The organism is Streptomyces sp. AHU1 (assembly GCF_045343905.1).
GTDB lineage: Bacteria > Actinomycetota > Actinomycetes > Streptomycetales > Streptomycetaceae > Streptomyces > Streptomyces triticiradicis.
In genome coordinates this window covers 5,048,027-5,072,705 of the sequence record NZ_CP174283.1, presented here as the reverse complement: position 1 = coordinate 5,072,705, position 24,679 = coordinate 5,048,027, and the positions used below count along the sequence as shown (strand labels likewise).

Sequence of the window (24,679 nt, the reverse complement as noted above, 5' to 3'; positions counted from 1 at the left end):
CCGCGACTGTCAGTGCCCCGCCCTACGATCCCGGCATGGCCTCCCCACGCCGTGACACCCGAGGCATCGTCGACGCCGCGGAACTCTTCGCGCGCGTCCGCTTCCGCCGTCACGAGCCCGCCGAGCCGCTGCGCCCCTACCTGGAGCACTACTGGCTGATCGACTGGGACCTCACCCAGCCCTACGCCTCGCACGTGGTCCCGCACCCCTCGGTCAACGTCGTCTTCCAGCGGTACGCGGGACAGGACCCCTTCGGCGAGGTCGCCGGCATCGGGCTCGGCCTGTTCACCCAGAAGCTGGAGGGCCGGGGAAGGGTGTGCGGGATCCAGTTCCGGCCCGGCGGCTTCCGCCCCTTCGCCCCCGGCCGCCCCCTGTCGGCCCTCACCGGACAGCGACTCCCCCTCCCCGACGTCTTCCCGGATTCCGGGAGCGCCGCCACGGCCGCCCTCGACCCGGACGACGAGCGGGACCGGGTGGCCGCCCTCGACACCTTCCTCCTGGACCTCGATCCGCAGCCGGACCCACAGGCCGCCCTGGCGGCGGGCCTGGTCGACCGCGTCCGCGCCGACCGCGCGATCCGCACCGTCGGCGCGCTCGCCGAGACCGGGGGCATGACGGTCCGCGCCCTGCAGCGCCTGTTCTCCGCGTACGTCGGCGTCGGCCCGAAGTGGATCATCCTGCGCTACCGCATCCACGAAGCCCTGGAACGGGCCGAGGGTTCCGAGCCGGTGAACTGGGCCGCCCTGGCCGCCGACCTCGGCTACGCCGACCAGGCCCACCTGGTCCGGGACTTCACCGCGACGGTCGGGGTCCCCCCGACGTCGTACGCGGCCGGCCACGGACCCGCCTGACCTCCCCCTCCACTCTCGCCGCACCCCGCGCGAGCCCCCACCGCCCCGTCCGCGCGATATCCCGCTTGACCGCGCCCCGCCCCATGCCCGACATTTATCTGCGTGACACAGATACTGCATGACGCACATGAAACCGGAAGCCATCCACCCGCCCGTGTCCGCTGGGCGATCCTCGGTGTCGTCCTCGCCGCCGACGTCCTGGACCTCCTCGACGGCACCATCACCAACATCGCCGCCCCGACCATCACCCACGACCTCGGCGGCGGCACCGCCCTCATCCAGTGGCTGGGCGCCTCCTACGCCCTCGCGCTCGGCGTCCTGCTCGTCCTCGGCGGCCGGCTCGGCGACAAGTACGGCCGCCGCCGTCTCTTCCTGACCGGCCTCGCCGGCTTCACCGCCGCCTCGGCCGCCTGCGGCCTCGCACCCACCCCGGGAACCCTCGTCGCCGCCCGCCTGGTCCAGGGCGCGTTCGGCGCGCTCGTCATCCCGCAGGGCTTCGGCATCCTCGGCGCGACCTGGCCCCGGGACCAGATCGGCAAGGCGTACAGCCTGTTCGGACCGGTGATGGGCCTGTCCGCCGTCGGCGGCCCGGTCCTCGCCGGGTTCATCGTCGACGCCGACCTCGCCGGCCTCGGCTGGCGCCCGATGTTCCTCATCAACATCGTCCTCGGCGGCGCCGCGCTCCTCGCCGCCGCCCGGCTGCTCCCCCGCGACACCGGCGACCGCGCGACCCCCGTCGACGTCCCCGGTTCCGTCCTCCTCGGCGCCACCATGCTCGCCCTGCTCACCGGCCTCATCGAGGGCTCGGCCCACGGCTGGGACGCGATCCCCGTCCTCCTCCTGCTCGCCGGACTCGCGCTCTTCGCCGGGTTCTGCCGGCGCCAGCGCACCGCGCCCGGTCCCCTGATCCGGCCCTCCCTCCTGCACAACCGCGGCTTCACCTCGGGGCTGGTCATCGGCGTCGTCTTCTTCGCCGCGGTCGCCGGCCTCCTCTACGTCGTCTCCCTCTTCCTCCAGCAGGGCCTCGGCCGCTCCCCCGCGGCTGCCGCGCTCGCCCTGACACCCCTGTCCGCCGGCATCGTCGTCGCCTCGATCGCCTGCTACCGCCTGATCGGCCGCCTGGGCCGCCGTCTCGTCCTCGTCGGCTTCCTCGTCACCCTCGCCGGAACGGCCCACCTCCTCGCCCTGGTCACCGTCTCCGGCACGGACACCGACGGCTGGTCCCTGGTCCCGCCGCTGCTCGTCATCGGCCTCGGCATGGGCGCCTGCTTCGGCTCGCTCTACGACGTCACCATCGGCGACATCTCACCCGAGGAGGCCGGCAGCGCGGGCGGCTCGCTCGGCGCCGTCCAGCAGCTCGCCAACGCGATCGGAGCCGCCGCCGTCACCACCGTCTACTTCCGGACCGGCGACGGGGCCCACGCCACCACCGTGAGCCTCACCGTCGTCGCCGCCATCACCCTCCTGTGCTGCCCCCTCGTACGCCTGCTCCCCCTCAAGGCACCGGAGCAGCACCACTAGGGCACGAGGACCAGCCGGCCCCGCAGTCCGCCCTTCGCGAGCCGCGCGTGCGCCTCGACGGCCTCGTCGAGCGCGTACGTCCCGGCGACCCGGGTGGTCAGCACCCCCTCGTCGACGAGCGCCACGAGCTCCGCGAGCCGGGCCCCGTCGGCGGCGACCTCGACCGCGCCGGTCCGCACCCCGCGCACGGACGCCGGCTGGGCCCCCGGGATGACGCCCAGGAAGGCACCCCCGTCCCGCACCCGCTCCAGGGCGACCTCGCCCAGGATCGCCGCGTCCAGCACCGCGTCCACGCTCCCCGGGGCCACCGCCTCCGGCTCCGACACGAACCGGTCCGCCCCCAGGGACCGCACGAACTCCTCGTCGCCCTCGCGGGCCAGCGCGGTCACGCTCACCCCGAGCCGGGCGGCGAGCTGCACGGCGTACCCGCCGACCGCCCCCGCGGCCCCCGTGACCAGCAGGCTCGCGCCCGGCTCCAGGTCCAGCCCGTCCAGGGCCTGGGCCGCGGTCAGCGCGTTGAGCGGCAGGCTCGCCGCGTGCGCCGCGTCGACCGAGCGGGGCGCCACGGCCACCGCGTCGGCGTCGACCACCACGTGGTCGGCGTGCGTACCGAGGGCCTTGGCGGTCCCGTACACCAGCGCCACCACCTCGTCGCCCACGCTCCACCCCGAGGCGACCCCGACCGCCTCCACCACACCCGCCACGTCCCAGCCGAGCCCCAGCCGCTTCCCCGCGCCCCCGAAGACACCGGCACGCACCCCGGCGTCCACGGGATTGATCCCCGCGGCCGCCACCTTGATCCGCACCTGCCGGGCCCCCGGCTCCGGCAGGGCGACCTCGACGATCTCGACGGCTTCCGGACCACCGAACGACGTCACAACCGCTGCACGCATCCCAGCTCACCCCATCTGTAGGTCATCCGCGGGTCTCTCACCCGCCACAACAACCCTAGGAAGAGCTACTATCTATTGGTAAGTAGGCACCTGAAGGTGCGTACGTCACCCGGAGGTGAGTCATGGCGACCACGACGGCGGCCCAACGGCGCCAGCAGGCCCGCATCGAGTACGACGCCTTCATCAAGAGCTGCCCCACCAACCAGCTCCTGGACCGCATCAGCGACAAGTGGGTCAGCCTGATCGTGAGCGCGCTCGCCGACGCGGGCGGACCGATGCGCTACAGCGACCTCGGCCGCAAGATCGCCGGAGTCAGCCCCAAGATGCTGACGCAGACCCTGCGGTCACTGGAGCGCGACGGCATCGTCTCCCGCACGGTCACCCCGTCCGTACCGGTCCGCGTCGACTACGAACTCACGCCCCTGGGCACGAACCTGAGCTGCCTGCTCACCGCCGTCAAGGACTGGGCGGAGCACCACATCGAGGAGGTCGTGGAAGCCCGCGAGCGCTACGACGCCTCGTCCGAGGCCTCCTGAAAGTCCCCGGACCGCAGCCGGGCGACCTGCTCGGCGCTGAAGTCGACCGTGCGGCGCATGTGCCCGATGATCAGAGCGATCCCGTCCTCGTCGAGCCCGTCGAACAGGCCGTACCAGCCGGCGCCCAGCCGCTCCCACATCCGCCCGAACTCGGCGATCTTCTCGGGCACGGTCGCCACCAGCACCCGCCGCCGGTCGACCACGTCGCGCTCCCGCACCACGTAGCCGGCCTTCTCCAGCCGGTCCACCAGCCGTGTGGCCGACCCGGTGGTCAGCCCCGTCATCTCGGCGATCCGCCCGGTGGTCACGGGCCCGTCCTCCAGGCTGAGCAGGTTCACGCACTGCACGTCCGTCGGATGCAGCCCGACGTGGTCGGCGAGGGCCTGGTTGAACAGCGCGTACGAGGCCATGTACCGGCGCGACACGTCCGCCAGCTCCTCCAGCAGCCGCCCGCGCGCTTCCCCGTCGACATCCATGGGGCCCCCTTTCCACCAGCCGAAATCGTACGCCGCCACCCTCCCTTCACCGGAATCCAGCGCCCCACAAGCATCTCTTCGCCCCCTCCGCCCCTACCCGACCCATACCCAGGGGCTCCGCCCCCGGACCCCCGCTCCTCAAACGCCGGAGGGGCTGAATCTCACGCATGGGAGGGGCTGGACTTTCCCCGGCCAGGGCCGAACGGCCACCACGACGCACCCGCAGTCGGCCGCGCACGGGAGGGGCTGGGCCGGTACATCGAATGCCCGCAGGCCGGACGGATCATCACCCACGACCACCTCGAAACCCCGGGGGGATCCGTTCGGATGCGGGCGGATGTACCGGCACGGCCCCGACCCCCCACCGAACCGGCACCGCACCCGCGACGGCCAGCGCAGCGAACCCGCGTCCTGACACAGTGACCCCATGCTGATCGCCCGCTCCGCGCTCCTGTTCGTCCTCGCCGCCCTCCTGGAGATCGGCGGCGCCTGGCTCGTCTGGCAGGGCGTCCGCGAGCACCGCGGCGGACTCTGGATCGGCGCCGGAGTCATGGCACTCGGCCTGTACGGCTTCGTGGCCACGCTCCAGCCGGACGCCGAGTTCGGCCGCGTCCTCGCCGCGTACGGCGGCGTCTTCGTGGCCGGCTCCCTCGCCTGGGGCGTGATCGCCGACGGCTACCGCCCCGACCGCTGGGACATCACCGGCGCCCTAATCTGCCTGGCCGGAGCCGCCGTGATCATGTACGCGCCCCGAGGCGGCAATTGACCCCCGCCTATCCTGGCCGCAGAGACCCCAGACACCAGGCACCCGACAGCAGACCCCAGACACCTCCAAGGAGCAGCCGTATGACCCCCGCCGCCGCGTCCCGTATCGCCGTCGTCACCGGTGCAAGCAGCGGAATCGGCGCCGCGACGGCCCGGCAGCTCGCGGCCGAGGGTTACCGCGTCGTCCTCACGGCCCGCCGCAAGGACCGCATCGAGGCGCTGGCGGAGGAGATCACCGCGGCGGGCGGCCAGGCCACCGCGTACGCCCTGGACGTCACGGACCGCACCGCGGTCGACGAGTTCGCGACGGCGTTCAAGACCATCGGCGTACTGGTCAACAACGCGGGCGGCGCGCTCGGCGCCGACCCGGTCGCGACCGGCGACCCGGCCCAGTGGCGCCAGATGTACGAGACGAACGTCATCGGCACCCTGAACATCACCCAGGCCCTCCTCCCGGCGCTCACCGCCAGCGGCGACGGCACGGTCGTCGTCCTGTCCTCCACGGCGGCCCACGCCACGTACGAGGGCGGCGGCGGCTACGTGGCCGCCAAGCACGCCGAGCACGTGCTCGCGGAGACGCTGCGCCTGGAGATCGTCGGTACGCCGGTCCGCGTGATCGAGGTGGCCCCCGGCATGGTCAAGACGGAGGAGTTCGCCCTCACCCGCTTCGGCGGCGACACCGAGAAGGCGGCCAAGGTCTACGCGGGCGTGGCCCAGCCCCTCACCGCGGACGACGTCGCCGAGACGATCACGTGGGCGGTCACCCGCCCCAGCCACGTGAACATCGACCTCCTCGTGGTCCGCCCCCGCGCCCAGGCGTCGAACACGAAGATCCACCGCGAGCTGTGACAACGGACCCGTCGCCCCCGAGCCGGCCGGACCAGGTACCCCAGCCACCGCCCCCGGCCGACGAACAGGCCCGCCTCGCCCTGGAGAAAAAGCGCGAACGCTACGTCTGGTACTACCTGGCGTACTTCCTCTTCGGCATCCACATCGTGGCCTTCGTCATGATCTACGCGGTCATGTCCACGAAGTGACCCACCAGCCGAGGACAGCGCCCCACCCCAACAGCCCCACGCATACCTCACACGGGTGAACTCGCTCGATCACCCGCATGCCCGCCGAACGTCCGACCTAGGCTCGCGCCAAGACATCGAACACGACGGCCCTCGGCCAGGACTGCCATCCCGGCCGAGGGCCTGACCAGCACGGAAGTGAGCCTTCCTGATGGCTGAACGCGAGCCTAACGCGCTCCCTTGCGCTCCGGACCAGACCCGAAGCGCGACAACGGGCTTCATGGACCTCGAAAACCCCGAGTACGCCTACATGTTCGGCTTCCTGCAAGCCGACGGCCACCTCTCCAAGGGAACAGGTCAGAAAGGGCGCATGACCGTCGAGCTCAGCGCTCGCGACGTCGACATTCTGCGCGAGTTCCAACGCCTGACCCCGTACAACAGCAGCATCACCGGACGGACTCGGACCACGAACTTCGCCGCGTCGCACGAGACTTCCATCTGGACCCTGTGCGCCCTCGAAGCAAGAACGAAACTGAACGAACTCGGCCTGCCGTACGGCCGCAAGTCCAGGACCATCACGCCCCCTCGCGTCCCCTTCTCACAACGCGACTATCTCCGCGGAGTGATCGACGCGGACGGCTCGGTGGGCTTCACCGCCAAGGGCTTCCCCTTCATCTCCCTCACCACGGCCAGCGCCGCCATCGGTGCCTATCTGTGTTTCCACGCGGGCAGGATCACCGGTGCCGAACGGTCCCTCAAGCGCAATGCCCGCGACGGCATCTTCAACATCCTGTACACGAAGGAAGCGGCCCAGAAACTGGCCACCCATCTCTACTACCCGGGCTGCCTGTCACTGGACCGCAAGCGGACTGCCGCCGCGCACCTCTCCACTTGGTCCCGCCCGGCCAACATGCGCGTAGCGCCCGATCGCCGTCGCTGGACGCCATCGGAAGACCGACTGCTGCTGGCGCTGAACAACGACGCCGCGGCCGCCAAGGAACTCGGCAGGACCGAGAAGAGCTGTTACGTCCGCCTCTGGCGCCTGCGGACCGGCAAGACACCTCTTCCGGCAGACGCCTGACCGACCGAACGGCGAGGCCCCGGACGGGGCCTCGCCGGCATCAGCCCTTCACACAGATGAACTGCTTCAGCTTCGCCACGACCTCCACGAGGTCGCGCTGCTGCTCCATCACCTGTTCGATCGGCTTGTACGCGGCCGGGATCTCGTCCACGATGCCGGAGTCCTTGCGGCACTCCACGCCCCGCGTCTGCTCCTCCAGGTCCTTCGTCGTGAAACGGCGCTTGGCGGCGTTCCGGCTCATGCGCCGGCCCGCGCCGTGCGAGGCCGAGTTGAATGCCTTCTCGTTGCCGAGTCCCTTCACGATGTACGAGCTGGTGCCCATCGAACCCGGAATGATTCCGAACTCCCCGCGGCCGGCGCGAATCGCACCCTTGCGCGTGACGAGCAGGTCCATGCCCTCGTACCGCTCCTCCGCCACGTAGTTATGGTGGCAGGAGATCTCCGTTTCGAAGGTCGGCTTCGCCTTCTTGAACTCCTTGCGGATCACGTCCTTGAGGAGCGCCATCATGAGCGTGCGGTTGTACTTGGCGTACTCCTGCGCCCAGTAGAGATCGCTACGGTAAGCCGCCATCTGAGGCGTATCGGAGACGAAGACAGCGAGGTCGCGGTCGACCAGGCCCTGGTTGTGGGGGAGCTTCTGCGCGACACCGATGTGATGCTCGGCGAGTTCCTTGCCGATGTTCCGGGAGCCGGAATGCAGCATCAGCCAGACCGAACCTGACTCATCAAGACAAGTCTCGATCATATGATTTCCGGATCCAAGCGTCCCCATCTGCTTCACGGCCCGCTCCTCGCGGAACTTCACCGCGTCCGCCACCCCGCCGAACCGCCCCCAGAAGTCGTCCCACCCGGCGGTGGCCAGGCCGTGGAAGCGGTCCGGGGTGACCGGGGAGTCGTGCATCCCGCGCCCCACCGGGATCGCCTCCTCGATCTTCGAGCGGAGCCGCGAGAGATCGCCCGGCAGGTCGTTGGCGGTGAGGGAGGTCTTCACCGCGGACATGCCGCAGCCGATGTCGACACCCACCGCCGCCGGGCACACCGCGTCCCGCATCGCGATGACCGAGCCGACCGTCGCGCCCTTGCCGTAGTGGACGTCCGGCATGACGGCGAGGCCCTTGATCCAGGGGAGGGTCGCCACGTTCTGGAGCTGCCGGAGCGCGACGTCCTCGACCGAAGCGGGGTCGGTCCACATGCGGATGGGGACCTGCGCCCCCGGCATCTCTACGTACGACATATCGTCCTCTATCCACAGAAACACATCAGAAGTCTTAAATCGCAAAACCGGCGCCTAGGTCGACGTATAGGACAACGGACCGGCGTCCACGGCTGTGCGTGCGATACACATTGTCTCCAGGGTCCGCCCCCGTGCGGCAACCCAATAACCACAGGACACCCGGGCCGGAGCGCCGTCGGGAACCGTCGAGAGGAGCCTGACCGTGCAGCGGAAGGCGTACGTATCCGGCGCCGCCGTGCTGCTCGCGGCAGTGCTGGCGGGCTGCACGGGCGGTTCGGGCGTGGGGAGTCCGGCTCCGGACTCCAAGGGCGGCGACACGGGCACGACGGCCCCGGTGGCCCAGCCGGGCAAGTACCGCACCCTCCCGGAGGCGTGCGGCGCGGTCGATCACGACACGCTCGACACGCTGCTGCCCGGCATCCAGGAGATGACCGACGAGACGCTGCAGGAGAAGGCGTACGCGGGCGAGGCCACGCTCACCTACGACACGGACCGGCGTGACGGCTGCGACTGGAAGGTGGCGTCCACGGCCGCCACCGATCACCTCTTCGTCGACTTCGAGCGCGTGGTCTCGTACGACAACACGGTGAGCGACGAGGAGAAGGCCGGGGAGCTCTACGGCGCCAGGCAGAGCGGCGCCGACCTCCCGGAGCCCGCCGCGTCCGCGTCCGCGCCCGCGTCCGGCGGCGCCACCCCGAGCCCGAGCGGCAGCCCGAGCGGCAGCCCGAGTGACGGCGCGAGCGGCTCGGCCGGCGACAACGGCAGCGGGTCCGGCGCCCCCTCGGCCCCCTCCGCCACCGCCTCCCCCTCGCAGACCCCGGCCGATCTCCAGCCGCGCGTGCTCGACGATCTGGGCGACGAGGCGTTCCTCGACGACAAGCTGAACACCGGCTCGTCGACGGCTCAGCAGCGCACGGTGACTGTGGTGTTCCGCACGTCCAACGTCATCGTGACGATCGAATACTCCGAGCAGCCGACGTCCTCCACGGACACCCCGGACAGCGAGGAAATGCAGGACAGGGCGCAGAAACTGGCCCGGAAGCTGGCCTCCCGGCTCAACGACTAGCGCCCCCGCGGCCGCTGGGGGCACCCCGGCGCAAACCCCCCGAACGGGAACCGCCCTGGCGCCCCACCGCGTACCGTGGCCCCTCGGACCCGACCGGCCGCACGCTCCATGTGCGGCCGTACCACGAGCGCCACGAGTGAAGGAACCATGCACCGACCAGTACAGCGAGCAGGCCGAGCACAGCGACTCACCCGCATCCTTGTCAGCGCGGCCGCCGTCCCGGTGATGCTCGTCGCCGCGGGCTGTTCCTCGGACTCCGGCTCCGGTGACGACGCGCAGAAGAACGAGAGCGCGGCCCCGGGGCCGACGGTGTCCGAGAGCGCCTCGACCCCCACCGTCCAGCCCGCCGCGTACGCGACCCTGCCCAAGGCGTGCTCGGTACTGTCGAAGAAGACGCTGGACGAACTCATACCGAAGGGCTCCAAGTCGGGCAAGTCCGGCAAGCTGGACGAGCCGAAGCAGCGCGGCAACTGCAACTGGACCAGCCTCGACAACAACGGGGTGAAGGGCTCCCAGTTCCGCTGGCTGAACGTGGCACTGCTGCGTTTCGACTCGGACGCGCGCGGCACGGGCGAGGAGCAGGCCCACGACTACTTCCAGAAGCAGGTCTCGGCCGCGCAGACGGCGGAGGGCGCGCTGGACAGCAAGTCGACGCCGGTCTCCGGCACGGGCGACGAGGCGACGGCCGTGCGGTACGGCCTGAAGAAGAAGGAGGGCTCCTTCAAGCAGCAGACGGTCGTGGCGCGCGTCGAGAACGTGGTCGTGACGCTCGACTACAACGGCGCCGGTCTCGCGGGTGAGAAGACCCCGGACCCGGCCACGCTGCTGAAGGCGGCCGAGAAGGCCACGAAGGAGGCGGTGGCCGCGGTGGCCGCCGCGAACGGGGACGGTGGCGCGGCGAGCGCGGGCTCGCCGGATCCGGCCACCTCGTCGAAGGCTCCGTCCTCGTCCAAGGCGCCGTCGGCCTCTCCGTCCAAGAGCGCCTCCAAGAGCGCCTCCCCGTCGCAGTCGGCGGCGAAGAAGAGCTGACCCGGCCACGGCCGGACACGGGGCCCGGCCAGGGCCCCGGCAGACAAGTCCACGGGGCCCGGTTCCCTCCGGAACCGGGCTCCTTCCATACCGCGCATCCGTACGCCACACACATGTGCCACTCTGTTGCGCGCAACAACACGCAAGGAGAGGGGAGTACAGGTGGCCGCGCCCATACAGCTGACACGGATGCACAAGATTCTCATCGGCGTGGTCGTCGCCGGTGCGCTCGTCATCGCCGGAATCGGCTTCGCCGGTTCGTACGCGGCGGTCCGTGAGCTGGCGCTGAAGAAGGGGTTCGGGAACTTCTCGTACGTCTTCCCGATCGGCATCGACGCGGGTATCGGCGTCCTGCTCGCCCTCGACCTCCTGCTGACCTGGATCCGCATCCCGTTCCCGATGCTGCGCCAGACGGCGTGGCTGCTGACGATGGCGACGATCGCGTTCAACGGCGCGGCGGCCTGGCCGGACCCGCTGGGCGTGGGCATGCACGCGGTCATCCCGGTGCTGTTCGTCGTCGCGGTCGAGGCGGCCCGGCACGCGATCGGCCGCATAGCCGACATCACGGCCGACAAGCACATGGAGGGGGTCCGCCTCACCCGCTGGCTGCTCTCCCCCGTCCCCACCTTCCTGCTGTGGCGCCGGATGAAGCTGTGGGAGCTGCGCTCCTACGAGCACGTCATCAAGCTGGAGCAGGAACGTCTCGTCTACCAGGCCCGCCTGCACTCCCGCTTCGGCCGCGCCTGGCGCCGCAAGGCCCCCGTGGAGGCACTGATGCCGCTGCGCCTGGCCCGCTACGGCGTTCCCCTCGCGGAGACGGCCCCGGCGGGTCTCGCGGCGGCGGGCATCGAGCCGGCGGTACTGCCACCGGCGCCCGCTCCCGCACCGGCCCTGGCGCCGGCCGACGCGTCCGCGGGCGGTCGCGCCCCCGAGCCCGCGGCGGCCCTTCAGCCCCAGCCCGTCGAGCAGCGCCCCGCTCCCGAGGGGAGCGAACGCCCCGGGTCGCCGGACTACGCCGAGCCGCAGAATCCGTGGCTCCAGGCGCGGAACCCCCAGTCCATCGAGTACCAGGGCGACTACGATCCGGACGCGGCGTACCGGGAGTGGTTCGCGGAGCAGCAGCAGGCCGAGCTGTTCCAGGAGCAGCAGTTCTGGGCCACTCAGCAGTTCCAGGAACAACAACGGTTCGAGGAGCAGCAGAGGTTCGAGGAGCAGCGGCAGTTCGGGCAGCAGTACGAGGAGCCGTCGGCTCCCGCCCCCGAGCCCGCCCCGGAGGACACCGGTACCTTCCCGATCCCGTCCGGCCCGGGCCGTACCCGTGGGCTGGGTTCGGGCGGCAGCACGGAGCCGACCGAGGAGGACTACTACCTGGTCTTCAAGAAGTCGATAGACGGCAGCTACCCGACCTCTGGCCAGTTCAGAGGTGACGTGGAGGCGACGTACCGCCTCACGCTCCCGCAGCGTGAGGCCGACCGCATGGTCCAGCGCTTCACCAACCGCCACACGGCGGAGCTCCAGGAGGACCACATCGCCTAGGCACGTCGGCGATCGGACGCGCCGGCGTGTACGAGGAAGGGGCTCCCGGTGATCACCGGGAGCCCCTTCCTCGTACAGCCGAAGCCGCTATGCCGAGAGCAGCTTGCGCACCCGGTCCTGGCCCACGGCCAGCAGCAGCGTGGGCAGGCGCGGCCCGGTGTCACGGCCGACGAGCAGGTGGTACAGCAGCGCGAAGAACGTGCGCTGGGCGACCTTGATCTCGGCGGGGAGTTCCTTGGCGGTGGCGTCGGCGGAGAAGCCCGCCTGGACCTTGGGAACGCCGTAGACGAGGTGGGTGAGGCCGTCCAGGGACCAGTTCTCCTCCAGTCCTTCGAGGAGCAGGCGCAGCGATTCGCGGCCCTGGTCGTCGAGGGACTTCAGGAGCTCGGCGTCGGGCTCGTCGCGGACGACGGTGCGCTCCTCGGCGGGGACCTGGGTGTTGATCCAGGTCTCGGCCTTGTCGAGGCGGGGCCGGACCTCGTCCAGGGAGGCGAGCGGGTTCTCGGGGTCGAGCTCGCTCAGGATGCGCAGGGTCTGGTCCTCGGCACCGGCGGTGATGTCGGCGACGGAGGCGAGGGTGCGGTACGCCATCGGGCGGGGGGTCGGGGGCAGCTCGCCCGCGGCGGTGCGGACGGCACGGCTGTACGCGGCGGCGTCGGCCGGGAGGACCGAGCCGTCGGCGACCTTGCCTGCGAGCTTGTCCCACTCGTCGTAGAGCCGCTGGATCTCCTGGTCGAAGGCGATCTTGAAGGACTGGTTGGGGCGACGGCGGGCGTAGAGCCAGCGCAGCAGCTGCGGCTCCATGATCTGGAGGGCGTCGGCCGGGGTGGGGACCCCGCCCTTGCTGCTGGACATCTTGGCCATGCCGGAGATGCCGACGAAGGCGTACATCGGTCCGATGGGCTGCTTGCCGCCGAAGATCCCGACGATCTGGCCGCCGACCTGGAAGGAGGATCCCGGGGAGGAGTGGTCGACGCCGCTCGGCTCGAAGATCACGCCTTCGTAGGCCCAGCGCATGGGCCAGTCGACCTTCCAGACCAGCTTGCCGCGGTTGAACTCGCTGAGCCGGACGGTCTCGGCGAAGCCGCAGGCGGAGCAGGTGTACGACAGCTCGGTCGTCGTGTCGTCGTAGGCGGTGACGGTGGTCAGGTCCTTCTCGCACTGCCCGCAGTAGGGCTTGTACGGGTAGTACCCGGAGGCGGAGCTGCCGTCGTCCTCGGCGGCGGCGCCCGATCCCTCGGCGGCCTCCAGCTCGGCCTCGTCGACCGGCTTCTGCCCCTGCTGCTTCTTGGCGGGGGCCTTCTTGGTGCGGTACTGCTCCAGGATCGCGTCGATGTCGCCGCGGTGCTTCATGGCGAACAGGACCTGCTCGCGGTAGGCGCCCGCGGTGTACTGCTCCGTCTGGCTGATCCCGTCGTACTCGACGCCGAGCTCGGCCAGGGCCTCGGTCATGGCGGCCTTGAAGTGCTCGGCCCAGTTCGGGTACGCCGAGCCGGCCGGGGCCGGGACGGAGGTCAGCGGCTTGCCGATGTGCTCGGCCCAGGAGCCGTCGACGCCGGGGATGCCGAGCGGGACCTTGCGGTAGCGGTCGTAGTCGTCCCAGGAGATCAGGTGGCGCACGGTGTGCCCGCGGCGGCGGATCTCGTCGGCGACGAGGTGCGGGGTCATGACCTCGCGGAGGTTGCCGAGGTGGATCGGGCCCGAGGGGGAGAGGCCGGACGCGACGACGACCGGTTTGCCCGGGGCCCGACGCTCCGACTCCTCGATGACCTCATCCGCGAAACGGGAGACCCAGTCGGTGGTCTCGGTGCTCTGAGCCACGATCGGCACGTCCTTCTTCCTCAAACGCGAGTACGGCTGACGCGCCCATTCTCCCAGCTCGGACCCGAACCGCGAAAACGGCTTTTCACCGCGTGGGATACTGGCTTTCCTGTACTGAGCTCGTACTCACCGTGTACGCGCACTCTCCGGAACCCGAGCAGAACGGCAGCCACTCCATGGCCTCGGTCACGTCCCTCACCGCTTCCGTCCACCAGCGCCTCGCGGACGCCCTCTCGGCAGCCCTGCCGGAGGCCGGTTCCGCGGACCCGCTGCTGCGCCGAAGCGACCGGGCCGACTTCCAGGCCAACGGGATCCTGGCCCTCGCCAAGAAGGCGAAGGCGAACCCGCGCGAGCTGGCGACGCAGGTCGTGGAGCGGGTCGAGTCCGGTGACGTGATCAAGGACATCGAGGTCTCCGGGCCCGGCTTCCTGAACATCACGATCACCGACCGGGCGATCGTGTCGAACCTGGCCGAGCGGTACGCGGACGGTGAGCGCCTCGGGGTGCCCCTCGCGGCGAACCCGGGCACGACGGTCATCGACTACGCGCAGCCGAACGTGGCCAAGGAGATGCACGTCGGCCACCTGCGGTCCGCGGTGATCGGTGACGCGGTGGTGCAGATCCTGGAGTTCACGGGCGAGTCCGTCGTGCGCCGGCACCACATCGGCGACTGGGGCACGCAGTTCGGCATGCTCATCCAGTACCTGATCGAGCACCCGCACGAGCTGGACCACAAGGGCGGCGAGGTCTCCGGCGAGGAGGCCATGTCGAACCTGAACCGGCTCTACAAGGCGGCGCGGACCGTCTTCGACTCCGACGAGGAGTTCAAGACGCGGGCGCGGCGCCGGGTGGTGGACCTCCAGGCGGGCGAGCCCGAGACGCTGGCCATGTGGCAGAAGTTCGTGGACGAGTCGAAGATCTACTTCTACTCGGTCTTCGACAAGCTGGACATGGAGATCCGGGACCCGGACGTGGTCGGCGAGTCGGGCTACAACGACATGCTGGACGAGACGTGCCGCCTCCTGGAGGAGTCGGGCGTGGCGGTCCGTTCGGACGGCGCGCTGTGCGTGTTCTTCGACGACGTGAAGGGCCCGGACGGCAACCCGGTGCCGCTGATCGTGAGGAAGTCGGACGGCGGCTACGGCTACGCGGCGACCGACCTGTCCGCGATCCGCGACCGTGTCTTCAACCTGAAGGCCGACAGCCTGATCTACGTCGTGGACGCCCGGCAGTCCCTGCACTTCAAGATGGTCTTCGAGACCGCGCGCAGGGCCGGCTGGCTGAACGACGACGTCAAGGCCCACCAGCTCGCCTTCGGCACGGTGCTGGGCAAGGACGGCAAGCCGTTCAAGACGCGTGAGGGCGAGACGGTCCGGCTGGTCGACCTGCTGGACGAGGCGATCGACCGGGCGACGGCCGTCGTGCGCGAGAAGGCCGAGAAGGTGGGCCTGAGCGAGCGGGAGATCGAGGAGAACGGCCGGTTCGTCGGCATCGGCGCCGTGAAGTACGCGGACCTGTCCACCTCGGCCGTGCGGGACTACAAGTTCGACCTGGACCAGATGGTCTCGCTGAACGGTGACACGTCCGTGTACCTCCAGTACGCGTACGCCCGTATCCGCTCCATCTTCGGCAAGGCCGGCGACCGCACCCCGCTGGCGCACCCGGAGCTCGAACTGGCCCCGGCGGAGCGGGCGCTGGGCCTGCACCTGGACCGGTTCGGGGAGACGCTGGACGAGGTCGCGGCCGAGTACGCCCCGCACAAGCTGGCGGCGTACCTGTACCAACTGGCCTCGCTGTACACGGCGTTCTACGACCAGTGCCCGGTCATCAAGCCGGCCCCGGAGCAGGAGGTCGCGGAGAACCGCCTGTTCCTGTGCGACCTGACGGCCCGCACGCTCCACCAGGGCATGACCCTGCTGGGCATCAGGACGCCCGAGCGCCTCTGACACCCCGCCGGGGGCCTGGGTCCAGGCCCCCGGGAAGCCCGGGTTCAGGCCCTCCGCACCCAGGCCCTCTCGAAGAGCACCGGGACCGGCACGCACGGCACGACCGCCGTGTGCGCCGTGGACCGGTGCTCTCGCGCGTACGGCAGCGGTGTCCCTCCAGGGCCGCCGGCACCTGCTTGAGCACCCGCCCCCGCGGGTTGCGCCACTCCGCGAACTCCAGGTCCTCGTCCAGCCCGCCCGAGTACCCGTCCGCCTCAACCCGCCACACCAGCACGTCAGTCCCCCGTTCGCCTCACGTGCTGCCACTGTAGGCACCGCCACCGACAGCGGGTCCCGGCCCCGGTGGAGGGACGGGCCCCAGCCCCGGTGTCAGTGCCGGGCCCTACAGTCACCGGCATGGCGACCCTTCCCAATCCGCTGCCGCGGCTGACGGCAGACCCGAGCGGGCGCGCGCTCGGACTCGACCTCCCAGCCGGCAGGCTGGTCGACGCGACCGACGACGGCCCGTGGCACGAGCCGCTGCTGTGGCACGCCGAGGACCGGCCGGCTCCCGGGGGCTGGGCGGCCCTGTCCCCGGCCCGGTCCTCCGGTCTGCTGCCGGTGCTGCTGGACGTGGGCGGCCCGCACGGCGGCCCGGAGGAATGGGAGCTGTCGCCCGACGCGATGTCGTATCCCGGCGACCACGACGCCGAAGAGGTGCTGGCGGAGTTCTGGGAGGAGTACGCGGCGGACGCGCCCGATCCGGACGAGGACCACCCCGGCAAGGAGAAGGTCGTCGAGGTCTTCGGGGAGCAGCCCGCCCTCGACGGGACGATCGCGCCGTACGGGCCTCTCTGGCCGGGCCTGGCCGCCGCCACCCCGCTCGACGCGGATCCGGACGCCCGTGCCGCCGAGATCGCCGACTCCCTGACAGGATCCGGCTCCTGGCTGAAGGATCCCCGGGTCGCGCTCGTCCCGGCCCGCCGTAGCGCTGACATCCCGGCGGCCATCGGCTGGTGCGGCCCTCTGAACCACGAGAACGACGTGGCGCGGCTGTGCGCCGTGCTCCGCTCGTGGGAGGACCGCTTCGGCATACGCGTGGTCGCCCTCACCTTCGACCGGCTGGTGCTGTCCGTGGCGGCCCCGCCGGCCACCGCGGCCGAGGCCGAGGCGGTCGCGGCGGAGCACTTCGCGTTCTGCCCGGACAACATCGACCAGGGCGACCACGACACCCTGCGGGAGTACGCCGAGCACGAGGTGCTGAACGGGCGGGTGTGGTCCTTCTGGTGGGACTGAGCCGTTCCTCCGGCCCACCGGGTGGGCCCTACCCCCGCAGCCCGGTCCCCAGCCTCCGCAGCCCCTCGGCGATCTCGGCCGGGGTCTGGGTGACGAAGCACAGGCGCAGGGTCGACGTCTCCGGTGTGCCCGCGTAGAAGGGCGCGCCGGGGACGTAGGCCACGCCCCGGTCCACCACCGGGCGGAGCAGGGCCGTGGTGTCGTACCGCTCGGGCAGGCGGGCCCAGAGGAACATGCCGCCTTCCGGGCGGGTCCAGGTGGATCCGTCCGGGAGGGCGGCGCCGATGCCCGCGAGCATGGCGTCGCGCCGTTCGCGGTAGACGGCCGCGACCTTCGCCACGTGGGCGTCCAGGTCGCGGTCGGCCAGATAGCGGGCGGCGGCGAGCTGGTTCACGGTGGGGGTGTGCAGGTCGGCGGCCTGCTTGGCGACGGCGCAGGCGCGCCGCAGGGCCGCGGGCGCGCGCAGCCAGCCCAGCCGCATGCCGGGCGCCATCACCTTGGAGAAGGAGCCGAGGAGGACCGTGCGGTCCCCGGCGCCCTCGTGGGAGGCGATCCACGGGACCCGCTCGCCCTCGAAGCGCAGCTCTCCGTAAGGGTCGTCCTCGATGATCCACAGGCCGTGCGCGGCGGCGGCACGGGCGACGGCGGCCCGCCTGCCGGCCGGCAGGGTGCGTCCGGTCGGGTTCTGGAAGGTGGGCACGGTGTAGAGCAGCTTCGGGCGCTCCCGGGCCACCAGTTCGCCGAGGGCTTCGGGGTCGATGCCCTCGTCGTCGCCCGGCACGGCCACCACGCGCGCCCCGGCGAAGGCGAACGCCTGGAGTGCCGCCAGGTAGCAGGGGCTTTCGACCAGGACGGTGTCACCGGGTTCGATCAGGGCGGTGGCGAGCAGCGACAGGGCCTGCTGCGAGCCGGTGGTGACGAGGACGTCGTCGGGTCCGGTCGGCAGTCCGCGGGCGCTCGTGCGGTCGGCGAGGGCCGCCCGCAGAGCGGGTTCGCCCTCGGTCGTCGAGTACTGCAGGGCGCGGTCGGGTTCCTCGGCGAGGACGTCCCGGTAGGCGGCCGCGATGCCGTCCGCGTCGAACAGTTCCGGGGCGGGCAGCCCGCCCGCGAAGTTGATCACCTCGGGACGTGCGGTGACCGCGAGGATGTCCCGTACCGGCGAACCGCCGATCGCGGTGGCCCTCGCGGCGAGCGGGGGCACGGGTGCGGTCGTGGTGGTGGGATCGATGACGGTCACGGTGACGACTCCTTGTCCTTGCTGGCGGCGTCTTCGCGGGACGCGTCCTCGCGGGTGGCGTCCTCGCGGGCGACCCCGTCGCGCCGGAGCCGCCCCCGACCGCACCCTAGGCCGTTGCGTGCCGTCTACACACGTCGGTTCCGGGATGCGGACGCGACGCCAAATCACTTACTGAGCCTAGGGTTTGACGCCCGTGGCGGCGTAGATGTTGATGTCGGCGTCCGTGACGTCGCCGATGCCGAGGTAGCGGACCTTGTCGATGTCGTCGAGCGTGGCCAGGAAGGCGGGGTCGGCGGCCTCGGGGGTCGGGGTGTTGCCGTCGGGACGCCAGTGGTGGGCGGGGACGACACCGGGCTCGTCCAGCACCAGGCCGTTGTCGGTGAAGAAGCGCTCGACCTCGGCCCGGGAGCGCAGGACGAAGGTGAACCCGCGCTCGGTGAAGGTCCGTTGGACGGCGCGGATGCTCTCGGCGTTCAGGTCCTCGGTGAGGTGGCTGATGACGACCCGGCTGCCGGACGGCAGCGCGTCGATAAGCCCGCGCACGATCGGGTAGGCCTCCGCGTCCTCGACGAAGTGCAGGACGGCGACGAGGACGAGGGCGACGGGCTGCCCGAAGTCGAGCGTCTCGGCGGCCTGTTCGAGGATCCGCTTGGGCTCCTTGAGGTCGGCGTCGATGTAGTCCGTACGGCCTTCGGGGCCGCTGGTGAGCAGGGCGCGCGCGTGGGCCAGGACCACGGGGTCGTTGTCGACGTACACGACCCGCGCGTCCGGGATGATCCGCTGGGCGATCTGGTGGACGTTCTCCTGCGTGGGCAGTCCGGTGCCGATGTCCAGGAACTGCCGGATGCCGCCCTCCTCCGCCAGCGCGGTCACGGCACGGCGCAGGAAGTCGCGGTTGTGCCGGACGTCGAGGTAACCGCGCGGATTGGCGACGAGAGCGGCGGCGGCCGCGTTCCGGTCGACGGGGTAGTTGTCCTTGCCGCCGAGGAAGACGTCGTAGACCCGGGCGGGGTGCGCCTTGGTGGTGTCGATCCTCCTTCTCAGCTCGGCGGGATCCTGACTGAGGGCGTCACCGGACATCGGGCATCTCCCTGGAGGGTCGCGTCACCTGACGGCCAACAACCTAACTCCTGAAAGGACTTGATGGTGGCGTCATCACCCGGTGGAAGCCGGTGACCATTCGCTGCTGCCGAGCGGATGGTCGTACGCCGGCCGTCCCGCGTTCCCGCTCGTACGGAACGGCTTGCCGTGGTCGTCGACGCGCACCGTGCCGCTCCTGGTCCCGCTGGACCAGTCGACCTCCAGGTACCAGCTCACGTCGTGCGCCAGCGCGTCGGCGAACACGTAGAAGACCTCGGGGTCCGACTCGCTGACCTTGTACGGGAAATCCCGCTGTCCGCCCTTGAGCCCGGTCGCGGGGCTCCCCGCGTCGAGGTCCACGGTGAAGGACTTCGTCTGCACGTCGCCGCCGCAGCCCACGCCCATCGCGTAGTCGTTCCAGGCGAGCGGCGCACCCTTCTGCACCACCCGCACGTGCAGCGCCTCCAGGACGACGGTCGCCCTGCCGGTGCCCTGGACCGTCAGCGCGATCATCTGCTCACCGCTCGCGACCCCGCCGAGCGCGGTGACCCAGCCCCGGGCGTCCGACTCGTTCGGCGGCGGCGGAGGCACCTGTGGGGCGTCCCGGTTCACCAGGTAGTGCTGGCTGCACGGGGTGTCCCACTTGTACGCGTCGGCCACGACGATCGGCGCTTCGGCCCCGTCCGCGCCCTTGCCGGCCGCGCCGTCGTGGGCCGCCCCGCCGTCGGTACCGCCGTCGACCGCGCCGTGCCCGCCGACGGCCCCGGCGGTCGTCGAACCGGTCGGCCGGGGGCGGGCGCCGTGCGACGGGGAGGCCGAGGCGGACCCGGGGTGCGTGCCGGGTGTCACACCGGTGCGGCTCGCGCTCGGGACGGGCGGGGCGCCGAGGGCGACGGACTTCCCCTTCGTGTCGTCCTCGCCGGCACCGGACTCGAACCGCGCGGTCAGCGCGGTGGACACGACCGCGGCCGCCACGACGGCCCCGGCTCCGGCGAGCACCACGGCCCGGCGGCTCCATCGCACCGGCACCGAAGCGGCGGCACGCCCCGGCTTCCGTCCGACACCGGTCTCGCCCCCGACCACGTCCCCGGGCCCGGCCTCCTGCCCGTTCCCGGGCTCGGAACCGGTCCCCCGCCCGTTCCCGGACCCGGTCTCCGGTGCGGAACCCGGCACGTCCGCCGCGCTGCCGTCGGGCCCGTCGGCCGCCCCGGAGGAGCCGCCCGAAGTCCCGCCCTCCCCGGCCCCGTTCGCCTCGGCCCGACTCTCCCCGGCCCGATTCGCCTCAGCCCGATTCGCCTCGGCCCGATTCGCCTCGGTCCCGTTCGCCTGTCCCCGCAGCGCGTCCGCGAGGACCCACCGGCGGTGCAGCTCCACCAGTTCCTCGGGGGTGGCCCGGCACGCGCGCGCGAGCCGCTCCACGGGCGCGTAATCCGTCGGTACGGCATCCCCGTTGACGTACCGGTGCAACGTCGACGTACTCACGTGCAGCCGTTTGGCGAGCACCCCGTAACTGAGCCCGGACCGCTGCTTCAGCTCCCCCAGTAAGCCCGCGAACTCGTTCCCCGCCACCCGTTCCTCCACTCCCCGTGTTCCGGGCCGGTGTTCCAGGGGCCTGTCGTTCCCCCAGGTCAGACCCCGTTCCGCCGTTCCGGCGTCCCGTATCCGCCGCCGGTCGTGGCGGCCGGGACGGATCACCGCCCAAGCTGTGGCCATCCAAGCACGCCGCCCTTCCGGGCCGGCCGGGCGGCCGTTCCATCAGGCCACTCACACGCACAGCACCATCCACAGGGGGATCAATCATGTCCGCACGCACCACCCGCACCCGACTGCTCGCCGCCACGACGGTCGCGCTCGCGGCGCTCGCCCTCTCGGCGTGCGACAACGGCAAGGGCGTACGCAGCGAGGGTCCGGGCCAGAGCTCGCCCGCCGCGTCCACGTCACAGTCGGCGGCGCCGACGGCCGGCGGAGGGACGACGGCGAAGCCCGCGGGCACCGGCACCAGCACCGGCACCGGCGGCTCGGCAGGCCGTTCGCACGCGAAGGAGAACGGCTCCGGCACCGGCTCCACCGGGGGTTCCACGGGCGGCTCGGCCGGAAAGAACGGCACCGGCTCCAAGGGCGGCTCGCCCGCACGAACCGGCAGCAGGAACGTGGCCTGCGACGGCTCCGACACCAAGACGACGGCCACCGTCGTGTCCCGGCCGCTCAACCACCTGCTGCTCACCGTCACCAACACCGGTACGCGCAACTGCGACCTGACGGGCTATCCGATCGCCCGCTTCGGCGAGGCCCAGTCCGTTCCGCCGGTCGCGGAGGAGACCCACCCGCAGGCGGTCGTCACCCTCGCCCCCGGCGAATCCGGCTACGCGGGCGTGCTGCTGTCCGCCGCCGACGGCAGCGGGGGCAACGGCTACACGGCCAAGACCCTGGAGATCGGCTTCGACAAGGGCCGCGGAGCAACCCCGGCGCTGCCCGCGAAGGGCGTCTACGTCGACGACCGCCTCACGGTGACGTACTGGCAGCAGAGCCTGGACGACGCGCTCGGCGTCAGCGCAGGCCGCGGGCCACCTCGGTCGCCCAGTACGTGAGGATGTTCTGCGCGCCGGCGCGCTTGATGCCGGTCAGGGACTCCAGGATCGCCTTGTCCCGGTCGATCCAGCCCCTCTCCGCGGCGGCCTCGATCATCGAGTACTCACCGGAGATCTGGTAGGCGACGACCGGCACGTCGGACACGTCGGCGACGCGGGCGAGGATGTCGAGGTAGGGACCGGCGGGCTTCACCATCACCATGTCGGCGCCCTCCTCCAGGTCCAGCGCCAACTCCCTCATGGAATCACCGACGTTGGACGGGTCCTGCTGGTACGTCTTGCGGTCGCCCCGCAGGGACGAGCCGACGGCCTCCCGGAACGGGCCGTAGAAGGCGGAGGCGTACTTGACGGTGTAGGCGAGGATCGCCACGTCCTCGCGGCCGATCTGGTCGAGCGCGTCGCGGACGACGCCGATCTGACCGTCCATCATGCCGCTGGGTCCGACCACATGGGCACCCGCGTCGGCCTGCACCTGCGCCATCTCGGCGTACCGCTCCAGGGTCGCGTCGTTGTCGACGCGACCCTGGTCGTCGAGCACACCGCAGTGCCCGTGGTCGGTGGTCTCGTCCAGGCACAGGTCGGACATCACGAGCAGTTCGTCGCCGACCTCGGCGCGCACGTCGCGCAGCGCGACCTGGAGGATCCCGTCCGGGTCGGTGCCGGGCGTCCCGACGGCGTCCTTCTTCTCGTCCTCGGGCACCCCGAAGAGCATGATCCCGGAGACCCCGGCCTCCAGCGCCTCCACGGCCGCCTTCTTCAGGCTGTCCCGCGTGTGCTGCACGACACCGGGCATCGAGCCGATCGGCACCGGCTCGCTCACACCCTCGCGGACGAAGGCGGGGAGGATGAGGTCGGCGGGGTGCAGCCGGGTCTCGGCGACCATCCGGCGCATGACGGGCGTGGTGCGCAGCCGCCGGGGACGCGTACCGGGGAAGGATCCGTACTTCGTCATGCGCTCTACGCTACGCCCGCCACGGGGGCACCTTTACCGACTCGGCGTCGGAGCCCGAAGGGCCATGAGCCGAGACCGGAGACGGGTAACCGTACCCGTCAGTCGTGACTCCAGGGGCGCGGCAGGCAGACGTCCCAGGCGAATCGCCGAAGCCGTGCCTGCTCGATGTGGACTGCCGTGTCCCCGTAGTTCTTATTGAGATGACGTCCCAGGACCACGACGGCGACACTTCCGGCGCCGGCGGCTCTGAGCGCGGCAGCCGCGGACTGCGCATGTTTTCCGGTGACCCAGGTGTCGTCGAGCAGCAGCACGTTCTCACCCCACAGTGCCGTCGAGACGTAACGCGAAAGCGATACCTCGCGGCCGAGATCAGCCGCTTTCGGTGCCGGTACAAGGAGGTCGCGATAGCGTTCACGCGTGACACCCACCATGTCGGCGGCCATGACGCGCAGGGGATGTTCCGCCCGGCCGCTCGTGCTGGGCACTGTCGTGACGGTGTCGAAGCCAGGGACCCGGCATTGATACGCGATACAGCGCTCGTGCCGGGCGAGGAAGCGCCACAGAACGGCCGCGAGTCCCGTACGGAAGTACCGCTGCTGGGCGCCTGGAGCGTTTTTGTAGCGCCAGAGTTCGTTGGCGTACTGCTCCCCCTTCAAGGCCAGGCTGATCGGGACCACGGTGTCGGCGATACCCGCTCCGAGCGCCGTGGCCGCCTGCTGGCACCGTAAGCAGGCCGGATATCCGCTTCGGGCCGGGCCCCGGCAGATCTGGCACACGCCCGGACCGGACGGCAACGGGTGGATGAGGAAGTTGGCATAACGGTCGGAGAGCCCGACGACGGTCGCCATCCTGGCAGCGCCCCTATGCCCAGGTCAGCTCGCCCGTGACCGGGACGAGGGAGTCCAGCCGACGGAATACGTCCTCGGGACCGTCGATGACGGTGGTATTGGGCCGGGCCGCGTATTCCCTCGCCCATTCGTGTGTCATGAGGGAGCGCATGAGGAAGACCCGTCGACCGTGCTCCAGCGCGAGGCGGGCCTGCATTCGGGCGCCGCTGCGGTAGGCCGCCTCGATGACGACGGTCGCCAGGCTGTAGCCGCTCATCACCGCGTTCCGCATGGGAAAGGACGTCTTGGACGGTGGTGTGTCCGGCCAGAACTGGGAGATCAGCAGTCCACGCTCGGCGATCTCCTGCTGAAGCAGTGCGTTCTGCGCGGGGTAGGCGTGTCGCAGACCGGTGCCGATGACGGCGACTGTATGCCCGCCCACGTCGAGAGCGGATCCGTGGGCGGCGGTGTCGATTCCGGCGGCAAGCCCGCTCACCACGGTGACGCCACGCTCGGCAAGGCCGCCCCCGATCGCACGAGCGTGGGCGACACCCTCGGGGCTGGGGGTGCGGGTTCCGACCACGGCGACCCGCAGGTCCGCTTCGGCGGAGTCACCGCGCAGGAACAGGAATGGCGGACGCTGGTGGACCAGTCTGAGATAGAGCGGGTAGTCCTCGTCGAGAATCGTGACCAACCGCATGCCCTCGCGCTCCCAGGCCGCGATCTCGGCTGCGACTTCGTCGAGATCCGCAGTGGGGCCGGTGTCGAAGAGCGCACCCTGACCCGAAGCGTCCAGCGCGTTCTCCAGGACTTCGAGGGCGCTACCAACGGTCTCGATCTGATCCGTGAGGTCAGGCCAGGAGCGATCGCCGCGCCGCAGCAGGGCGACGAGGGCGGCGCGCTCCAGCTCCTGATCCATGCGGCAAGTATAGGAAGGGGATACCAGCCG

At 71.1% G+C, this 24,679-nt stretch carries 23 protein-coding genes; 13 read left to right on the top strand and 10 right to left on the bottom strand.

The features are described from left to right. Window positions 1-35 precede the first annotated feature (35 nt). Complete coding sequence (locus ACICHK_RS22645) at window positions 36-851, top strand: DUF6597 domain-containing transcriptional factor (protein WP_406838322.1); 816 nt, start codon at window positions 36-38, stop codon at window positions 849-851. Between the two features lie 102 nt (window positions 852-953). Continuing rightward, complete coding sequence (locus ACICHK_RS22640; protein WP_406838321.1) at window positions 954-2,372, top strand: MFS transporter; 1,419 nt, start codon at window positions 954-956, stop codon at window positions 2,370-2,372. Here ACICHK_RS22640 and ACICHK_RS22635 read toward each other — a convergent pair. Continuing rightward, window positions 2,369-3,265: an NADP-dependent oxidoreductase gene (locus ACICHK_RS22635; protein ID WP_406838320.1), complete on the bottom strand. Its 897-nt coding sequence runs from the start codon at window positions 3,263-3,265 to the stop codon at window positions 2,369-2,371. The genes ACICHK_RS22640 and ACICHK_RS22635 overlap by 4 nt on opposite strands. A gap of 122 nt (window positions 3,266-3,387) precedes the next feature. On the opposite strand from ACICHK_RS22635, the gene ACICHK_RS22630 reads away from it, so the two are divergent. Then, window positions 3,388-3,801 carry a helix-turn-helix domain-containing protein gene (locus ACICHK_RS22630; protein ID WP_151470749.1) on the top strand — a complete coding sequence of 138 codons (414 nt, stop codon included), beginning with the start codon at window positions 3,388-3,390 and terminating at the stop codon, window positions 3,799-3,801. Here the strand turns inward: ACICHK_RS22630 and ACICHK_RS22625 are convergent. After that, window positions 3,774-4,277 (bottom strand): MarR family winged helix-turn-helix transcriptional regulator, encoded by a 504-nt coding sequence (locus ACICHK_RS22625; protein ID WP_406838319.1) that lies wholly within the window; start codon window positions 4,275-4,277, stop codon window positions 3,774-3,776. The two genes, ACICHK_RS22630 and ACICHK_RS22625, sit on opposite strands and share 28 nt — an antisense overlap. A 427-nt stretch (window positions 4,278-4,704) precedes the next feature. Between ACICHK_RS22625 and ACICHK_RS22620 the strand changes: the two genes are divergently transcribed. The 4 genes from ACICHK_RS22620 to ACICHK_RS22605 all read left to right on the top strand — a co-directional run bounded on the left by ACICHK_RS22620 (window position 4,705) and on the right by ACICHK_RS22605 (window position 7,139). Next, on the top strand, window positions 4,705-5,043 hold the full coding sequence (locus ACICHK_RS22620) for a YnfA family protein (protein WP_151470752.1): 339 nt from the start codon (window positions 4,705-4,707) through the stop codon (window positions 5,041-5,043). Window positions 5,044-5,123: 80 nt separating this feature from the next. Then, window positions 5,124-5,891, top strand: a complete 768-nt coding sequence (locus ACICHK_RS22615) for an SDR family NAD(P)-dependent oxidoreductase (protein WP_151470753.1) — start codon at window positions 5,124-5,126, stop codon at window positions 5,889-5,891. Continuing rightward, entirely contained in the window at window positions 5,888-6,079 is a 192-nt protein-coding gene (locus ACICHK_RS22610) for a hypothetical protein (protein ID WP_406838318.1), read from the top strand. Before ACICHK_RS22615 ends, ACICHK_RS22610 begins: the two co-directional genes overlap by 4 nt. Before the next feature lie 190 nt (window positions 6,080-6,269). Beyond that, a complete protein-coding gene (locus tag ACICHK_RS22605) occupies window positions 6,270-7,139 on the top strand; it encodes a hypothetical protein (RefSeq protein WP_406838317.1) in 870 nt (289 codons plus the stop codon). A 40-nt stretch (window positions 7,140-7,179) separates the two neighbouring features. Here ACICHK_RS22605 and ACICHK_RS22600 read toward each other — a convergent pair whose 3' ends face one another. Continuing rightward, entirely contained in the window at window positions 7,180-8,373 is a 1,194-nt protein-coding gene (locus tag ACICHK_RS22600; protein ID WP_406838316.1) for an RtcB family protein, read from the bottom strand. A gap of 202 nt (window positions 8,374-8,575) precedes the next feature. Here ACICHK_RS22600 and ACICHK_RS22595 point away from each other — a divergent pair, with 202 nt between their 5' ends. The 3 genes from ACICHK_RS22595 to ACICHK_RS22585 all read left to right on the top strand — a co-directional run bounded on the left by ACICHK_RS22595 (window position 8,576) and on the right by ACICHK_RS22585 (window position 12,004). After that, window positions 8,576-9,439, top strand: coding sequence for a DUF3558 domain-containing protein (locus ACICHK_RS22595; RefSeq protein ID WP_406838315.1), 864 nt, complete (start codon window positions 8,576-8,578; stop codon window positions 9,437-9,439). A gap of 147 nt (window positions 9,440-9,586) precedes the next feature. Then, window positions 9,587-10,468, top strand: a complete 882-nt coding sequence (locus ACICHK_RS22590) for a DUF3558 domain-containing protein (protein ID WP_406838314.1) — start codon at window positions 9,587-9,589, stop codon at window positions 10,466-10,468. Window positions 10,469-10,657: 189 nt separating this feature from the next. Continuing rightward, on the top strand, window positions 10,658-12,004 hold the full coding sequence (locus ACICHK_RS22585) for a DUF2637 domain-containing protein (protein ID WP_406838313.1): 1,347 nt from the start codon (window positions 10,658-10,660) through the stop codon (window positions 12,002-12,004). An 87-nt stretch (window positions 12,005-12,091) separates the two neighbouring features. On the opposite strand, the gene lysS is transcribed toward ACICHK_RS22585, so the two are convergent. Next, window positions 12,092-13,834 (bottom strand): lysine--tRNA ligase, encoded by a 1,743-nt coding sequence (gene lysS, locus ACICHK_RS22580; protein WP_406838312.1) that lies wholly within the window; start codon window positions 13,832-13,834, stop codon window positions 12,092-12,094. Window positions 13,835-14,001: 167 nt separating this feature from the next. Between lysS and argS the strand changes: the two genes are divergently transcribed. Together argS and ACICHK_RS22570 are read left to right on the top strand one after the other, a co-directional pair. Further along, a complete protein-coding gene (gene argS, locus ACICHK_RS22575; protein WP_406841289.1) occupies window positions 14,002-15,771 on the top strand; it encodes an arginine--tRNA ligase in 1,770 nt (589 codons plus the stop codon). Window positions 15,772-16,167: 396 nt separating this feature from the next. Further along, window positions 16,168-17,046, top strand: coding sequence for a DUF4253 domain-containing protein (locus ACICHK_RS22570; RefSeq protein ID WP_406838311.1), 879 nt, complete (start codon window positions 16,168-16,170; stop codon window positions 17,044-17,046). A 28-nt stretch (window positions 17,047-17,074) separates the two neighbouring features. Here ACICHK_RS22570 and ACICHK_RS22565 read toward each other — a convergent pair whose 3' ends face one another. From ACICHK_RS22565 to ACICHK_RS22555, 3 genes are all read right to left on the bottom strand, one after another. Next, window positions 17,075-18,283 carry a PLP-dependent aminotransferase family protein gene (locus ACICHK_RS22565; protein WP_406838310.1) on the bottom strand — a complete coding sequence of 403 codons (1,209 nt, stop codon included), beginning with the start codon at window positions 18,281-18,283 and terminating at the stop codon, window positions 17,075-17,077. Between the two features lie 177 nt (window positions 18,284-18,460). Next, window positions 18,461-19,363, bottom strand: coding sequence for an SAM-dependent methyltransferase (locus tag ACICHK_RS22560; RefSeq protein ID WP_406838309.1), 903 nt, complete (start codon window positions 19,361-19,363; stop codon window positions 18,461-18,463). 75 nt (window positions 19,364-19,438) lie between these two features. Beyond that, complete coding sequence (locus ACICHK_RS22555; protein WP_406838308.1) at window positions 19,439-21,076, bottom strand: helix-turn-helix domain-containing protein; 1,638 nt, start codon at window positions 21,074-21,076, stop codon at window positions 19,439-19,441. 86 nt (window positions 21,077-21,162) lie between these two features. Between ACICHK_RS22555 and ACICHK_RS22550 the strand changes: the two genes are divergently transcribed. After that, window positions 21,163-21,951: a DUF4232 domain-containing protein gene (locus ACICHK_RS22550; RefSeq protein WP_406838307.1), complete on the top strand. Its 789-nt coding sequence runs from the start codon at window positions 21,163-21,165 to the stop codon at window positions 21,949-21,951. Here ACICHK_RS22550 and hemB read toward each other — a convergent pair. The 3 genes from hemB to ACICHK_RS22535 all read right to left on the bottom strand — a co-directional run bounded on the left by hemB (window position 21,911) and on the right by ACICHK_RS22535 (window position 24,649). Then, a complete protein-coding gene (hemB, locus tag ACICHK_RS22545) occupies window positions 21,911-22,903 on the bottom strand; it encodes a porphobilinogen synthase (RefSeq protein ID WP_151470764.1) in 993 nt (330 codons plus the stop codon). The two genes, ACICHK_RS22550 and hemB, sit on opposite strands and share 41 nt — an antisense overlap. Window positions 22,904-23,001: 98 nt before the next feature. Next, entirely contained in the window at window positions 23,002-23,751 is a 750-nt protein-coding gene (locus ACICHK_RS22540) for a hypothetical protein (protein WP_406838306.1), read from the bottom strand. Between the two features lie 13 nt (window positions 23,752-23,764). After that, on the bottom strand, window positions 23,765-24,649 hold the full coding sequence (locus ACICHK_RS22535) for a DNA-processing protein DprA (protein ID WP_151470766.1): 885 nt from the start codon (window positions 24,647-24,649) through the stop codon (window positions 23,765-23,767). Window positions 24,650-24,679: the final 30 nt, after the last annotated feature.